This is a genomic window from Marinomonas sp. ef1, from assembly GCF_002806845.1.
Classification (GTDB): Bacteria; Pseudomonadota; Gammaproteobacteria; order Pseudomonadales; family Marinomonadaceae; genus Marinomonas; species Marinomonas polaris.
Genome location: NZ_NHTT01000008.1, coordinates 190,821 through 206,649, shown reverse-complemented (window position 1 = coordinate 206,649; position 15,829 = coordinate 190,821). Strand labels below are relative to the sequence as shown.

General features: G+C 43.9%; 17 protein-coding genes. 12 read left to right on the top strand and 5 right to left on the bottom strand.

Features of this window, described 5'->3' with window-relative positions; all coding sequences use genetic code 11:
* Positions 1-52 precede the first annotated feature (52 nt).
* The 6 genes from polA to CCS02_RS13320 all read left to right on the top strand — a co-directional run bounded on the left by polA (position 53) and on the right by CCS02_RS13320 (position 6,690).
* A complete protein-coding gene (polA, locus tag CCS02_RS13345; RefSeq protein WP_100636872.1) occupies positions 53-2,788 on the top strand; it encodes a DNA polymerase I in 2,736 nt (911 codons plus the stop codon).
* A gap of 67 nt (positions 2,789-2,855) precedes the next feature.
* Entirely contained in the window at positions 2,856-3,314 is a 459-nt protein-coding gene (locus CCS02_RS13340; protein WP_100186214.1) for a hypothetical protein, read from the top strand.
* Positions 3,315-3,797: 483 nt separating this feature from the next.
* A complete protein-coding gene (locus tag CCS02_RS13335) occupies positions 3,798-4,007 on the top strand; it encodes a DNA polymerase (RefSeq protein ID WP_332870747.1) in 210 nt (69 codons plus the stop codon).
* A gap of 279 nt (positions 4,008-4,286) precedes the next feature.
* Positions 4,287-5,786 carry a Fic family protein gene (locus CCS02_RS13330; RefSeq protein WP_100636831.1) on the top strand — a complete coding sequence of 500 codons (1,500 nt, stop codon included), beginning with the start codon at positions 4,287-4,289 and terminating at the stop codon, positions 5,784-5,786.
* Entirely contained in the window at positions 5,783-5,992 is a 210-nt protein-coding gene (locus CCS02_RS13325; protein ID WP_100636830.1) for a DNA polymerase, read from the top strand. The genes CCS02_RS13330 and CCS02_RS13325 overlap by 4 nt, the downstream gene beginning before the upstream one ends.
* A 104-nt stretch (positions 5,993-6,096) precedes the next feature.
* The gene (locus CCS02_RS13320; protein WP_100636829.1) at positions 6,097-6,690 is read left to right on the top strand and encodes a hypothetical protein; all 594 of its coding nucleotides are present in this window, start codon (positions 6,097-6,099) and stop codon (positions 6,688-6,690) included.
* Between the two features lie 3 nt (positions 6,691-6,693).
* Here CCS02_RS13320 and CCS02_RS13315 read toward each other — a convergent pair whose 3' ends face one another.
* The 4 genes from CCS02_RS13315 to CCS02_RS13300 form a co-directional block, all read right to left on the bottom strand.
* Positions 6,694-7,779, bottom strand: a complete 1,086-nt coding sequence (locus CCS02_RS13315; protein WP_100636828.1) for a hypothetical protein — start codon at positions 7,777-7,779, stop codon at positions 6,694-6,696.
* A gap of 2 nt (positions 7,780-7,781) precedes the next feature.
* Positions 7,782-8,621 carry a hypothetical protein gene (locus tag CCS02_RS13310; protein ID WP_157808000.1) on the bottom strand — a complete coding sequence of 280 codons (840 nt, stop codon included), beginning with the start codon at positions 8,619-8,621 and terminating at the stop codon, positions 7,782-7,784.
* Positions 8,622-8,773: 152 nt separating this feature from the next.
* Complete coding sequence (locus CCS02_RS13305) at positions 8,774-9,484, bottom strand: hypothetical protein (RefSeq protein WP_100636826.1); 711 nt, start codon at positions 9,482-9,484, stop codon at positions 8,774-8,776.
* A 261-nt stretch (positions 9,485-9,745) separates the two neighbouring features.
* Positions 9,746-10,633 (bottom strand): DMT family transporter, encoded by an 888-nt coding sequence (locus CCS02_RS13300; protein ID WP_198515378.1) that lies wholly within the window; start codon positions 10,631-10,633, stop codon positions 9,746-9,748.
* A gap of 260 nt (positions 10,634-10,893) precedes the next feature.
* On the opposite strand from CCS02_RS13300, the gene CCS02_RS13295 reads away from it, so the two are divergent.
* The 5 genes from CCS02_RS13295 to CCS02_RS13275 all read left to right on the top strand — a co-directional run bounded on the left by CCS02_RS13295 (position 10,894) and on the right by CCS02_RS13275 (position 14,147).
* Positions 10,894-11,490, top strand: a complete 597-nt coding sequence (locus tag CCS02_RS13295; protein ID WP_100186217.1) for a hypothetical protein — start codon at positions 10,894-10,896, stop codon at positions 11,488-11,490.
* Positions 11,491-11,545: 55 nt separating this feature from the next.
* Positions 11,546-11,701: a DUF2256 domain-containing protein gene (locus CCS02_RS13290; RefSeq protein WP_100186218.1), complete on the top strand. Its 156-nt coding sequence runs from the start codon at positions 11,546-11,548 to the stop codon at positions 11,699-11,701.
* 196 nt (positions 11,702-11,897) lie between these two features.
* Positions 11,898-12,281 (top strand): STAS/SEC14 domain-containing protein, encoded by a 384-nt coding sequence (locus CCS02_RS13285; RefSeq protein ID WP_100186219.1) that lies wholly within the window; start codon positions 11,898-11,900, stop codon positions 12,279-12,281.
* A 214-nt stretch (positions 12,282-12,495) separates the two neighbouring features.
* The gene (locus CCS02_RS13280; RefSeq protein ID WP_100636825.1) at positions 12,496-13,821 is read left to right on the top strand and encodes a type II toxin-antitoxin system HipA family toxin; all 1,326 of its coding nucleotides are present in this window, start codon (positions 12,496-12,498) and stop codon (positions 13,819-13,821) included.
* Complete coding sequence (locus CCS02_RS13275) at positions 13,818-14,147, top strand: helix-turn-helix transcriptional regulator (protein WP_072838510.1); 330 nt, start codon at positions 13,818-13,820, stop codon at positions 14,145-14,147. Before CCS02_RS13280 ends, CCS02_RS13275 begins: the two co-directional genes overlap by 4 nt.
* An 11-nt stretch (positions 14,148-14,158) precedes the next feature.
* On the opposite strand, the gene CCS02_RS13270 is transcribed toward CCS02_RS13275, so the two are convergent.
* The gene (locus tag CCS02_RS13270; protein ID WP_100636824.1) at positions 14,159-14,881 is read right to left on the bottom strand and encodes a metal-dependent hydrolase; all 723 of its coding nucleotides are present in this window, start codon (positions 14,879-14,881) and stop codon (positions 14,159-14,161) included.
* Positions 14,882-15,150: 269 nt separating this feature from the next.
* Between CCS02_RS13270 and mtgA the strand changes: the two genes are divergently transcribed.
* Entirely contained in the window at positions 15,151-15,828 is a 678-nt protein-coding gene (mtgA, locus tag CCS02_RS13265) for a monofunctional biosynthetic peptidoglycan transglycosylase (protein WP_100186223.1), read from the top strand.
* Position 15,829 lies beyond the last annotated feature (1 nt).

Below are 15,829 nucleotides of genomic sequence, written 5' to 3'. Positions count from 1 at the left end.
TTCACAAAGAGGTTCTATTTTGGCTACGGATTCAACAACACGCACTCCACCTATGGTTTTGGTAGACGGCTCGTCTTACCTTTACCGAGCATTCCACGCGATTCCACCGATGCACACCAGCGATGGTCACCCAACCAACGCCACGCGCGGTGTGATCAGCATGATCCGCAGCCTAATCAAAACCTACCCAGATTCCCCTATGGTGATCATCTTCGATGCCAAGGGTAAAACCTTCCGCGACGAGATCTACAGCGAATACAAAGCGCACCGTCCGCCCATGCCAGACGACCTTCGCCCACAGATCGAACCGATTCACCGCATGGTGGAAGCCATGGGCTTGCCGCTGGTGATCATCGATGGCGTAGAAGCAGACGACGTGATCGGCACCATCGCCAAACAAGTGGGCGAGCAAGGCCGCGAGGTCGTCGTTTCCACTGGCGATAAAGACATGGCGCAGCTGGTCACCGACAAAGTCACCCTTGTGAACACCATGAACAACACCATCATGGACATCCAAGGCGTGAAAGACAAATTCGGCATTCCACCCGAACTCATCATCGATTACCTTGCGCTGATGGGCGACAAAGTCGATAACATCCCAGGCGTACCTGGCGTTGGCGAAAAAACCGCCCTTGCCTTGCTGCAAGGGTTGGGCAGCATCAAAGACATCTACACTCGCTTAGACGAGATCGCTGACTTGGGCTTTCGTGGTTCCAAAACCATGAAGCAAAAAATGGCAGACAACAAAGAGATGGCCGAGCTGTCTTATACCTTAGCGACCATCAAATGCGACGTAGAACTGCCCTTCGATCCACAAGATCTGAAAAACGGCGAAGCCGACAAAGAAAAGCTGCGTGAATGGTTCGCCAAACTGGAATTCAAAACCTGGCTAACCGACCTTGATAAAGCACCAAGCGTCGAAACCGCCAGCGATACCGTTGGTAATGACGGCCAAGTGGAAACACCGGTTAAATCCAACATCGAAGCCAACTACGAAACCGTCTTAGACAAAGCAAGCTTCAACAAATGGCTAGAAAAAATCCAAGCCGCTGAGCTGGTTGCTTTTGACACAGAAACCACGTCCCTCAATTACATGGCTGCGGAACTGGTTGGCTTGTCCTTCTCGGTAGAAGTGGGCGAAGCGGCTTACGTTCCAGTGGCTCACGATTACGAAGGCGCGCCAGAACAGCTAGATCGTACTTGGGTGTTAGAACAGCTGAAACCTTGGCTTGAAGACGACAGCCAAGCGAAAGTCGGTCAACACCTAAAATACGACGCCAACGTACTGAACAACTACGACATCACCTTGCGCGGCATCGCTTACGACACCATGTTGGAGTCTTACGTGTACAACTCCGTAAGTTCACGTCACGACATGGACACCCTTGCCAGCAAGTTCCTCGGCCACACCAACGTGAGCTTTGAAGACATTGCCGGCAAAGGCGCCAAGCAGAAAACCTTTAACCAAATCGATTTAGAGGTCGCGGCGTTTTATGCGGCAGAAGACGCCGACATCACCTTGCGTTTGCATCAAGCAATTTGGCCGAAAATCGAAACCACGCCAGAATTGGTCAGCATCTTTAAAGACATCGAATGCCCATTGATTCCCGTCTTGGCAAAAATGGAACAAACTGGCGCCTTGATCGACCCAGAACTCTTGCACCTGCAAAGCACCGAAATCGCGGGCAAACTGCAAGAACTGGAAATCAAAGCCCACGAACAAGCGGGCGAAAGCTTCAACCTAAGCTCGCCAAAACAACTGCAAGTCATCTTGTTCGAAAAACAAGGCTTGCCGGTTATCAAGAAAACACCAAAAGGCCAACCATCCACGGCAGAGCCGATCTTGCAAGAACTGGCACAAGACTATGAACTACCGCGTTTGATCATGGAACACCGCAGCCTGTCTAAGTTAAAATCCACTTACACCGACAAACTGCCAGAGATGATCCAGAAAACCGGACGGATTCACACCTCTTACCACCAAGCCATTACCGCGACAGGCCGTTTGTCGTCGACCGATCCGAACTTGCAGAACATCCCAATTCGTTCTGCCGAAGGTCGTCGTATTCGCCAAGCCTTCATCGCGCCTAAAGGCTACAAGTTAGTGGCGGCCGACTACTCTCAAGTCGAATTACGCATCATGGCGCACTTGTCCCAAGATCCGGGCTTATTAGACGCTTTCACAAAAGACGCCGACGTGCATAAAGCCACCGCAGCGGAAGTCTTCGAAGTGAGCTTAGAAGAAGTGACCACAGAACAACGCCGCCGCGCCAAAGCCATCAACTTCGGTTTGATCTACGGCATGTCTGCCTTTGGTCTAGCGAAGCAGCTTGGTATTGGCCGCCCAGAAGCCGGCAAATACATCAAACGCTACTTCGAACGTTACCCAGGCGTACAGCAATACATGGAAAACACCCGCGAAGGCGCGAAAGAAAAAGGCTATGTCGAAACCATCTACGGCCGCCGCCTGTACTTGCCAGACATCAAAGCGAAAAACGCCATGATGCGCCAAGCCGCCGAACGCACCGCCATCAACGCCCCGATGCAAGGCTCCGCCGCCGACATCATCAAACGCGCCATGATCAAGATGCATAACTGGCTAGCGGAAACCGACCTAGACGTGAAAATGATCATGCAAGTACACGATGAACTCATCTTTGAAGTGGCCGAAAAAGACCTCGACGCCGCCAAAGAGAAAATCGTCGACATCATGCAAAACAGTAGCCAGATAGACGTGCCGTTGTTGGTTGAAGCTGGGGTTGGGGATAATTGGGACGAGGCGCATTAAGGCTCTAAAATAACAAATGAATACGAGCAAGGCTCAAGGAAGAGCCTGCTTTAAACTAAGGGATTAAATGGAAACCACCATTCTACATAGCGACCTTTCAGTCGAATGGATGTCGCACAAACGAAGTAAAAACGTCTTTGTTACGACAACAAACGACTTACTTTCATTTGGCACCTTTCCTAAAAACAACGCTCACTGGCCAGAACTTGAGATTAGATTGAAAGTCGGCTTTGCAGGCTTTGGAAGAACAAGGTCTGGGGCATTTGGCATTAGACATATCTATGAAAAACATAGCCAAGAAATTGGCATTACCTGCCCAAGTCAAGTATCGGGTTATATAGAATCTATCATCACTGACGGAGCAACCGTCATTGTTGACACAGTGAAAGACGAAAACGCCGCGCTGGTTATTGAGTCCAAGACTGGGCTGGTCATTTTAAGACTATCTAAAGACAAAACCTATTACGACATTATCAGCGCCTACGATAGAAAATCCCACCCAGGGACAGTAATCGCAATGATATAAAACAGGCATAAAAAAAGAGCATGACAAATGCTCTTTTTTAAAATGGAAAATGATAGTTCGTGGCAGCCCTTTAGCTCTTTGGGGTCAGGGTGACTAAACAATGTTTAGTCTAACCATCAACAATGATGTCACTGGCGAATCATTGGTAGCGTGAGAACATATGGACAATCCAGTAATGAGTCATATGTTAAGCCCTTCTACATGGTCAATTTTAGTACTGACACCAACGTATTGCAACCGACAACAAACAGTCGTGATAAAAAACCTTCAGGCAGGATGTAAAATAACCAAGATAGTCTAATCGAAAGCTTTTTACCCGCAGCTTCCTAGCGAATACCGACTTACTTTGAGTACAAAAAACTCCTAAGCAAATCCGCTACATCAAGTAGTCTCATTGAAAGGAGCCGTGTTGAGATTAATTATGTGTCAGTAGTTCATTTTTCGCAACGCCGAAATAATTAGGCTAGATATAATTGCAGAACTATTATCAAATACATCATGACAATAATGCTCGACTGGTTCGCCAACACCGACCTAGACGTGAAAATGATCATGCAAGTACACGATGAACTCATCTTTGAAGTGGCCGAAAAAGACATCGACGCTGCCAAGAAAAAAATCGTCAACATCATGCAGAACAGCAGCAAAATCGACGTGCCTTTGCTTGTAGAAGCGCGAGTTGGAGACAGCTGAGATGACGCGCATTAAGTGCCTATTTTTAAAAAGCCCAGATAACAAATCATACTCAAGATAAACCATATAGAAACGCTTACTTACACAGCCTGTAAACATTTTCTTAAAGAAATGACGATTTGTAACAAAAATCTTAGCTCCGTAAACATTTTCTTAGATTAAATTGCAGTTAGGCGTATCCAACACCAAGGAACAATGCCTAGAATGTAACTATTATCTTAGTGAATGAAGCAGATATAACTAAAATCTTAGTTTTGTAAAAATTTTTTGGTGCTGAATATGACAAATACATCCGTAGGCTACGCATACTTACTGGAGCGCACAGATATAAAAGCGCTGCCGTTGCAAGTATCTGCCCGTGTTATGCCAGTAACTAAGGTACAGCTAATTGACAATACATTAGCAACGCCTGCCTCATTAAAGCCTTCGGATAAGATACTCGATCACATTCTTTTTGCACTGAAATACGAAGACCTTAATTTACAAATACTTTCTCAAACACTGCTCAAAGTTAGTGCAGAAGCGCTCCTAGAGTGCTATGAATCCGCTCCTATGGGGAAATATATCCGTATTGCCTGCCTACTTTGGGAACACTTTCATCAGCAATCATTACCACGCACCACTGAACTAACACGTGGTAACTATATCCCTTTATTAGATCCAAAGCGTTTTATCACCGCAGATAATCAGACGAATAAACGCTGGCGCGTACATATCAATGTAATCGGCTCCTTAGACTACAGCATCATAGTGAAGCGAACTGAGCGACTTGAAAAGGCATTGGCCAAAAACACTTTGCAAAAAGCCAAAGAGTTTACTGATGGGTTAGATGACGCCATGCTCAACCGAGCTTTATCTTGGGTGTATCTCAGTGAAACCAAAGATTCCTTCGCTATCGAGAAAGAGCAGCCCGATACCAATAAAATCCAGCGGTATACCAACCTACTGAGACAAGCACACACTCCCCGTGCAATCGATGAAGACTATTTAGCAGAATTGCAGAAGGCCACGATCAACAACCCCTATGAATGGGCCGTGTCCTATCGCAATGAGCAGAACTACTTAAGCAATGGTCCTGGGTCTATCGGCGTCACGTATGTACCGCCCTCACCGAATTTATGCCGTGAACTGATGGAAGAGTGGGAGCAACTGACCAACCAGTTACCAGGGCAAGTAGATCCTATTGTGCTTGGAGCGGTTATCTCATTTGGCTTTGTATTCTTACATCCTTTTATGGATGGGAATGGACGCTTATCACGCTTTCTCTTTCATCATGTTTTATGTCGTAGCGGTCAGCTCGCGAATGGCCTATTACTGCCTGTCTCGGCCGTTTTACATAACAAAGAGCGGGAGTATCTTGCAACATTAAGCGCCTACTCCTCCGGAATCAGAACCTTCTGGCAAGTTGACTACCTCGACGCAGAAAACTATGTTTTTGAGTTCAAAGGTCATGAATCTATCTATCGCCATTGGGATGGCACAGCCTGTGCCGAGCTGATGGCGGAAGCATGCGACGAAGCCATGGAACACTATATCAAGCAGGAAGTGGCATATCTCAACCAATACGACGCTCTAAAACGCCACATCAATAAGCTGTACGATATTAATGACAGAACACTTTCAAAGTTGGTAGTCTTCTGTTTAGAGCAAAGCGGCAAGATATCTAAGAAACGTAGAGATCAGTTTCAATATGAAGTGCCCACTGATGCCTTTGACACTTTGGAACAAGCCTACTTAGAAATATTATTTAGAGAAAAAGATTTAGATAATACGCCATGATCAAAATAACCGAATGGCTAGTAGAAATCGACCTAGACGTGAAAATGATCATGCAAGTACACGATGAACTCATCTTCGAGGTCGTCGAAAAAGACCTAGAAAAAGCCCAAGCAAAAATCGTCGACATCATGCAAAACAGCAGCAAAATCGACGTGCCTTTATTGGTTGAAGCGGGTGTTGGAGACAACTGGGGCGAGGCGCATTAGAGCTTCGCTTTTACAAATAAACAACGTAACTCATTAATTTTATTTGTATAATAATTAGCAACTATACAAATTAAGACCCACACAACATAAAAGGGAATTTGAAAATGCTATCAAAATTTTTGACCGCTACTATTTTACCAACTTTAGTTTTATCAATATCAGCTCATGCAGCTGTAGATAAGTCAGAGTTATTGAACAAAATAAGAAGCTCATCAGGTAATTATAAAGAATTCATTGCGCTCTTAAACAGCCCAGATAAAAGCCTTCGCTTTGCTGCATTTGATCAAATTGTAAATAGCGGCGATCCAGTCATGGTAGAGCTCGCTATTTCTGAAGCAATTAACTATCCAGATCAAGCTATGCAGGCTTTAGGGTTCCAATACCAAATAAAACAATCTAAACGCATCGTTTTTTTGATGGAGACACCTAAAAATGCTTCTGACCAAACCAAAAAAATTGTGGCTGATTATGGTAGTGCGTACCCAATAGACTTTAGTGAATTTTATAAGGATGGTGGATTTGAGTGCTTTAGAACAGGTTCTTGCAAAGGTAGTCTAAACGGCCAAACTATAAGCATATACTATGCAGGTGGTGATAATTGTAAAGTTAATGCTTCACTCAAAAATGATGGTTATGTAAAAGGCTACCTCGCTTGTAACAAAGCTCAGCCAATCCCTATATCCATGCAACTTCGTTAATGGCTAATTAGACGTAATATACACCTTCCCAAGCCCAATGCTGCGACCGTTTCCTTTGTTTGAGTGCAGTCGCAGCATTACTTGCTTACCACTACGACCAAGTAAATCAAAGACCAACATAGGCCTTCCTTTCACTTTTGCTGGCAACATCACGCCATATGAACGCCATGCCCCAGAACCCGATATATCCAATAAAACCTCTATCGTTGTAGCCATGGAAGTATTATTTTCTAACCCTTCGTCGGACACATAAATATTTTGAATTTTAGATGATTCAGGAAGCTCAAAAGTGATGCTTTCAGGTAGAGCATTAATACTCGTAATCCAAGGCGCAACACTAGAATCTCTAACCAAAACATTTGCAGCACGATGAGTAGAATCAATAGCCCGCGAGCTCCAACGAACCACTTTTATGTCCTGTATCTCATTCTCAAACTGTAGAATAAACGAGTCAGGGCCTGCTTTTGAGCTGTAACTTGCTTTAGTATTACGAAAGTAAGGCGTTATAGTCTCCAAAAGCCGGTCCGTTCGTAGCACATTGCCAACGCCATCAGAGACGGACATCAACATACCAATAGCCTCACCTTGAACTGTTAGTAAACTGCCACTCATACCTTTTAAAAATTGATCGGAAACATCAGTAGGTTTAATTTTCAAATATGTCAAAGACTGATCAACTATGGCCACAGGAACTCTATAGACAGACCCATCTTGATTAACAATATTTACTTCCCCAAGTGAATCTACAACAAGGTATTTTTCAATCTTCCTATTTACTGAATCAAAAGGTTGACCGCATTGAGAAAATAACTCACCTTCAACATCAAGGACAGATAAGTCATAACCAAAAACCATTCCGCCAATCCCATCCCCCAAAGGAGGTTTGGATCCTCGTCCACTAAGATATACAAATGACGTACCATTCACTACATGAGCGGGTGTAATTAAATGACAGTTCTGATTATGACTTACAAGCAATCCTTGACCGATTTCCGAACCAGCATCAACGAAAACACTTATTGGAGAAGATAGAGCAAGAGATGCAGTAAAACAAAATAGCCCAACGACTATAGATTTAAACAACATCATACTCACTCACCTTCCTTAGATTTTAATCTAAGCATTTTAAATATTTCAATAACACCAAGAACCAACCCTAAACCGCTAATAAGTAATATAATATCGGGAGCAGACTCGATACGAGCCCAAAGAGTTGGTGAGAAGAAGTACCCATCAGTGCCAAACCGAAAAACCTTTATACGATCACTTTCTTCTGTATCTGCATGCGTACCGCTACTGCTATAAGAAACAAAATGCATTCCACTTGAAATACCATCGGAATTTAAACCTACTCTGAAAAAGCCTTTCATGAGAGCAGCATCTCCATTCGTTTTTTCAAACCTAATCGTGTCACCGGTGGTCAGAGAAAACTCTTGTAACAGGTATCTTTCATGCGTTATGGGTGTTTGTTCATAAGCTGAAATAACGCCCTGATTTAATACTGCAGTTGATCCTAACCTTACATCTGACCCAAACTCCCCTGTGCCTTCAAAGGTAAGGTTAAGTGGTGGGTACTGTCGATCAACCGAGTTAGATCTGCTTAGAGCAAGCATGGTCGGTAGTATAAGACGATCTCCAAGAGAGTTTGTGATATTTCCCACTGAACCCTGTACATTGGATACACTAATAACTAAGCCCTTCAAATGGCTCCAGCTGAGTTGAATGGATGTATTTGCTGCAATATTGAATACAGGATCATCATCTAAATTATTTACTGGTTTAAAACCTGCATTACAGCTGCTATTACTTTCTTGTTCTGTTTCATCATCAAATAAGTCTATCTCTATAATAGGAGAACAAAGATTAAAACCTGTTATAAGCCAGCGATTTTGATTCGATTCGACCGTTAATAAGTTCGCAGTTTCTGTCATCAGGTCAGCATGATATAGACGATTACGATCACTTAGAATGGCATATACCAAAATCAGTATTAGACAGACAGATAACATTCTTAAAAACAATGAGGGCTTGAATACTAAAAATAAACTCAAAAAGCCGAGATACTTTACACCTTTCCTATACATTAAATGATCACTTTGATGCTAATTGGCTTAAGTCGACGATCATAGCGGATCCGCTGGATACGAACGTCCAAACTACCTTCTACAGCGTCCGTTAGTGGTAACTTGCAGCGATAGTCAAAACCTGTTTTACGATCTCCTATAATTGGTTCACACTCACCATAAAACCGCTTTTTTGACTCATCACGAGCTGCTAATACAATATCTGTAGCTCCAATTGAGTCGATCAAAAAACTAATTTCATCAATCTTTGACGATGTACTTGCGTTTGACACAAAGTAAGTACTTTCTGACTCCGACATACACTTTCCAGGAACCGCTTTTACAGCGAAGTCTTTTCCTGCTTGCTCTAAAAGTTCTAAGTATTCGCTTTTACTGTAATCGGCAACAACAAAACCACCCGTAATATTATTGGGTAGTTGGTAGGTGTTTCGAGAAGAGTAAATACCATCTACGGATACAACCGATAAACAAAAAAAACGATCCAGACTATTACTGTCTATTACTAATACAGAGGGCGAGAATATATTTGAGAGGTTCACATCCTGAGTAGAAACCATGATGCCTGCAATAACATTTCCTGAAACAGGAACTTCTTTACTATAGTGCTCTTCAAACTCGCCAACAACACTGGCAATTGGAGCGGAAATTGCGACATATGGGAATATGAAAAACAAAAAACTGGCAGTGATTAGAACTAAGCGTCTAACCATAATTCACTCCTTAGATTAATTCCTTGTTATTAAAGCACTTTGCTAGCTCGTTTATACACAATAATAAACGATCACACCATGTTGAGCTTGATATTTTATTAGCCATTAAAATTAATATGTAAGGCACTACTATTTAAGGCAGGGCAATTTGGGTCAGATGAAAATTAAGCTCTCTGGCTAGGCTTCTGGCCTCGCTTCATAGGCGAGACTCGTCTGTCCGTAAGAGGAATTCGGGATCAGGATTCAAGGTCTGATCAAAAACTATTCGCGAGCACGCTGTAAATAGATGACGTACAGTCCACTGGCAGTGACAATGCCAGCTCCTACAATGGTCCATCTGTCCGGTAGTTCGCTAAATACTAAGAAGCCGATAATGGTGGCAAACACCAGTAAACTGTAGTTGAACGGTTGTAATACCGAGGCTGGTGCATACTCTAGAGCTTTCACTAGCAATAGCTGTGCGGCGACACTCATAATCGAGATCACGGCCAATAAAACCCATTCCTGCATGCTTGGTGCACGCCATGCCGTCACACCAAAGAGGGTTGCACACACGAAGCCGATCAACGCCATATACAATATGTTGGTATGAAAACCATCACCCGCTGAACTCACCTGACGAGTCACCACGTGGTAGCAGGCAAAACACAGGGCGGCGGTTAATGGTATCAATGACTCAGGTTTGAAGACGTCCAGCCCAGGCCGAAGGATAACGAGCGTTCCTGCAAAGCCTACACAAACCGCTAACCAAGATTTCATGCTTACCCGTTCCCCTAGGATGGGGGCCGCCAAAGCTATCGCCATCAATGGGAACGCTGCCATCAGCGAATGGGATTCTGCCAAGCCAAGATGACGCAGAGCTAGATTAAAAATCGCAATCTCAGCGATGGATAATAAGGAGCGCAATACTTGTAACTTAGGACGAACCGAGCGTAATGCATGGCGAATGGTGCTGGTGCGTGACACCCAAACGATGGCAAACAAGGCAAATACCCAATAGCGCACTAATACCACTTGCGCCACGGACATATCCTGCACGAGGATTTTCGTCACGGCATCTTGTGACGCGAATACCAACATCGCCGCTAAACATAACAGCACACCTTTCCCTACTAAGGTGCGCTCCGCTTCCATTTCCAATGGGCTCATTTGGTTATTCGCCTTTAATCGTTCGTTTAATAATCGGATTGTAGAACATCTCAATAAAGTTGAATATCTCGACTTTGGGCTTCAATCCCAACGCTACATCGGACTAGGTTGCTATGCGTACTCTATCGAGTACTATTTATATCTAACCGATTTACCTTAAACGACCTGTTTCAGTGCAAATCTGACGTGTTTTGTCCGTCTGTTTCGTGATGAAGTCGGTAGAATAAGTTTTACTATGATGGTTAGAGCTAGGCAGGCAGATGGATTTCAATATAAAGCTTATTTTTAGTGTCATCGCCATTGTGTTGGCGATCATTGGCTTTGTGCCTTACATTGCGCTGATCTTACGCGGCCAAGTAAAGCCTCACGTATTTTCGTGGGTGATTTGGGGCATTACCACCACCATCATTTTCTTTGCTCAGCTGGAAGCCGAGGGCGGCGTAGGCGCATGGCCTATTGGGTTATCAGGCTTTGTTACAATTTTCATTGCCATTCTGGCGTATATAAAGCGTGGCGATGCCACTATTAGCAAGTTGGATTGGGGCTTTTTAATCGTGGCGTTGGCGTCGTTACCGCTGTGGTACATCACCAATGATCCCTTGTGGACAGTGGTAATTCTGACCACAGTCGATATGATAGGTTTTGGCCCCACCTTCCGCAAAGCCTACCATCGCCCCTTTGAAGAAAGTCGTGTTTTTTTTATTATTATAATTTTACGTAATGTGTGTTCCGTTGTGGCGCTCGAAGCCTACTCGGTTACCACGGTACTGTTTCCATTCTGCTTGGCAGTAGGAGCTTTGGTTTTACTGATTATCTTGCAACACCGTCGCAGTGCACTGTCTCAGCAAACGTCGTAATTGGACTGGCGATGTCAACTGATCCTAAGTCATCGCTGTTTACGTAAAAACAGCTATGACTCATAAAAAACTACATTTACCTGAAAAGATTTGCCCAGTCTGCCAGCGTCCATTTGCATGGCGCAAGAAGTGGGAACGCGATTGGTCTCAGGTGAAGTACTGCTCTGAACGCTGCAAACGCCAAGCAAAAAAGTCGCTTTCCTTGGCGTGATGTCGAACGGAAAAAGACTCGTTCAGTCTCCTACTGTTAATGGCTTCCCCTTTTTCTATTGTCTTTGCTGACAATCATGACAAAAAGCGTAAATTTCACGCTGCTTGCTGACTATCAATGCTGAGTTAATCAACTTTCAAACAGGACACTTTGTTTTACAGTATTAGTATCAATTAAAACGACTCAGGAGCGAGTTATGTCTGTCTACGAGAGCGGTGTATCACTGAATGCAAAGCGTTATAACGACAAGCTGTTACTTAACATTAAAACATCGGGCCACCCAAGTGATATGGATTTTGAAAACATTACGCCTAAACTAGAAGCAGCGCTTTACTCTATCCATTCCCCATACGCGGTATTGCTAGTCGATATTAGTGAATTTGAAGGCTGGAGCATGAAAAGCGCTTGGTCGGAGTTTTTATTAAGCCAACGACTCGGCGGTGAATTTAATCGCATTGCCATTTATGGGAAGAATCGTTGGCAAAACCGACTTATCCGTATGATCAGCTGGTTTATCTCGGCAGACATCAAGGTGTTCAAGCGTAAGAAAGAAGCCACAGACTGGGTTATGTCTTCATAAGCCAGTCTTGCATGGTTGAACGACTTAACCTGTTTCATGTATCGACAGCCACTTATTAATATCCCAAAAAGTGAGCTGTGAACCAATCTATGCCATACAAAATGAGCAACATTGTACTCAAAAATAACTTTTACCGACATTTTTGAGCAATTAATTTCTCAAAAACCACTTCCAATGACTATAATGAGCAAAACTATGCACATATAGGCATTCAATGAAAGCACTCACGATTCAAGCTCTGACTCAACAACAATGGCGCGATATCGCCATATTAAAGCTACTCAGTCCTGAAAGAGGGACAGCGAGTCCAAGTCGCCTTGGTTATGAATTCGAGTATGCTGTTGAATGGTTAGACTTTCATGATGAGCATGCTTGCAGCTTAGTGCTACCCGTACAAATTATGATTGAGCATGAAGCCGATCATTGGTTTGGCTTTTTAGAAGATATCGTTCCTGCTGGCGCAGCCCGCCGCTATTTAATTGATTTCTGGGGGCTTCAAGCGCTTTCTTCTAGTGAACAAGACAGTGTCTTATTGGCAAAAGGCACTATCGCACCAGTAGGCAACTTGAGAATAAAAGAATCCCTCCCGAGTTTGCCTGCTGACTCAACCCTTCATCTTCGAAAATTCACTTTAAATGATGTGGTCGAACGCGACTCTAGCTTTTTAGAATATGCTCAAGAAATGGGGGCTATTAGTGGTGGTGCGACAGGCGCAGGTGGAGAAGCGCCTAAGCTGTTATTACGTTGCTCTGACCATGAAGAAATTTGGATTGATACCTTTCAAGAACAACATGATATTGCCGATGCCTATTATTTAGTGAAGTTTCCTCGTGGTAGAAAAACGCAAGATGATTGTGATATTTTGCGAGCGGAATATCACTTTTACCATGAGCTAACAGCGATGGGATTTAATACGATCAGCACGGAAAACATGAAACTACAGGAGGGAAGTCGATACCCTTCTCTTTGGCTACCTAGATTTGATACGCATTGGAATGGGAATAACTGGGAGCGCTTCGGTTTGGAGTCTATTTTTTCTGTGTTAAACAAACCTGCAGGAAGCTACCTTAACCATTTTGAGGTCATCCGTTCTGTTTGTAACTTATTACAAAAGCGATCAACAGAGTTTGATGCTGAACGTTTTTTGTGCGATTGGTTAACACGCGATTTGCTCAATATCGCTTTCGGCAACTCAGATAACCATGGGCGAAATACGGCTCTGCTCAAAAAACCGAATAATATTTGGCTATCCCCTATTTATGACTTTGCGCCAATGAAGGTCGATCCTGAAGGTGTTACTAGAACGACAAAATGGGGCTCACCATTTGAAGAAGGCGGAGAATATCGTTGGCAAGCTATTACTGAAGAACTTAACGATTTGTGCCCAAGTGAAACATCGCTGTCGGCGTTAAAAGAAACAGCCAGCAAACTTGTTGGGTTACAACAACGCTTAGAAGCAAGAGGGGTTCCTGAACGTATCTTAGAGGTTATTCAAATTAAATGGTTAGAAGCAAAACTCAATCGCTGGGGACTTTTATGAGCATGACAGCTGAACAACGCCAAGCTTTACTCGTAGCACTTTTACAAAAACATCTTTTAGGTGAAATCACCCAAGGGCAAATGTTAAAACGTCTTCGCAAAGAGGTACTTGGTTTTTCCCAAACTCGCTACGCAGAATTAGTTGGCGTTAGCCGTCGCACCTTGACCGATATCGAGCAAGACAAAGGCAGCCAAATGCAGAGTATTATCGATAAAGTATTCAAGCCATTAGGAATGAAATCTGGATTAACTCCAATTCACCCTCATGTAGCAAAGCAGATGATGGCTGGTGCTCAACTTGATGGTGACTTAAAAGTGAAACCGTAATGTTATGAGCTCTAGCTCCACAAGTGATTAAACTCATTCAGTCCCTGCTTTATCCACTCAGCCAAACGTTCTGGCTCCGGCCACCAAGCAAAAGCATCGAGCCAAGCATCAGCACTTGGGCTGAGCCAGTAGCCCACCACACATCCAAGTACTAACAAAATAGAAGCTAGCGGCTCGCCCCAGTCGGTGATTTTCATAGCCGTGCCAAATGAACGTTTAATACGCATCCCAGACAGCTCGATGCTGTATAACTCATCGAGAACCAGATGAATGGTCGCACCAAGAAACACAAAAGCACCAATGCCCCACGCGGTTTTCGCTGGCAAAGCGAACAGGTGATACGCCGCTGGCACAGCAAGAATGGCAAACATAATATTGGCCAGCAGGCTGTGTAGCGTTCCTCTATGAATGGTAAATTGTTCAAACACCCATTGTATTGGGAAGCGCACGATTAGGTAGCTGACTATCGCTAAGGCGAGTATTTGCCAATGAAGTAGTTTATCCATTCCAAAGGCAATGGCGAGGCCAGCTACCAATGCGCCGAACAGTCGAAATACCAATCGAATCGCAGCGGAATCATCGGCGTCGATATCCGGCAGTAACCCACCCAGTGTTCCAGCCAAAGCATAAAGAATGGCTTCGTTCATGTTGGCAAAGCCCATAATAAACGTGCTTGCTGCCAATGGTGTGCTGAGTATGGCAGCCACGGTAACGTGGGTTTTAAAATCGGCCATTTGATGTTGCCCTTATTGCGATGATCTAAAGTAAGATATTGTTTTATATATAGTTAAAAGTTAGTGGGCGCATACTACAGGAATAAAGCAACAGAATTAAAGACAGTCAGATGTAAAGGAATAATAAACTTCCAAGCTTCTCAATTTGCCATTCAAGTTTTTCATGATGAGCCCACTTGTCAGAATTAAAGGAGACCGATGCCTTTTTTGTTTATACTTATGCTTGTTGCGGGCTAGAAAGCCCCATTAAAACTATTAAGAGACAATGAATGGCAAAGCGTAAACAAGGTATATTCGGTAGGATTTGGTTTGTTGTTTGGCGTTTTTTGCTATTTCTCATTCTCATCTTGTTGTTGTTTCGCTTTGTGCCACCACCGACAACAGCGTTTATGCTGCAAAGCCAGTATCCGGTCAAACACACTTGGATTAGCATTGATAAGTTACCGACTTATATGCCGTTGGCGGTGGTAGCTTCAGAGGATCAGCGTTTCCCTGATCACTTAGGTGTCGATTTTGCTGCCATCAGTAAGGCGCTAAGCCAATACGACGATGGCGATGGTCTTCGTGGTGCGAGTACGATTACGCAGCAAACTGCAAAGAACCTCTTTCTCTGGTCTGGTCGTAGCTTTGTTCGCAAAGGCCTAGAAGCTGGCTTAGCGGTGAGCCTTGAAGCACTTTGGGGCAAGAAACGTATTCTAGAAGTGTATTTAAACATAGCGGAATTTGGCAAAGGCATTTACGGTGTTGAAGCCGCGAGCCAGCATTATTTTGGTAGATCTGCCAGTAAACTCACCATGAACCAAGCCGCGCGATTGGCCGTATTATTACCAAGCCCGCGCACTCGAAATCCTAACGCTTTAACCTATTATCTTCGTCAAAGAGTGGATTGGGTTGAACGCCAAATGCAGCAACTTGGCCCTGATTATCTCAAACCAATTATTGAGTAAA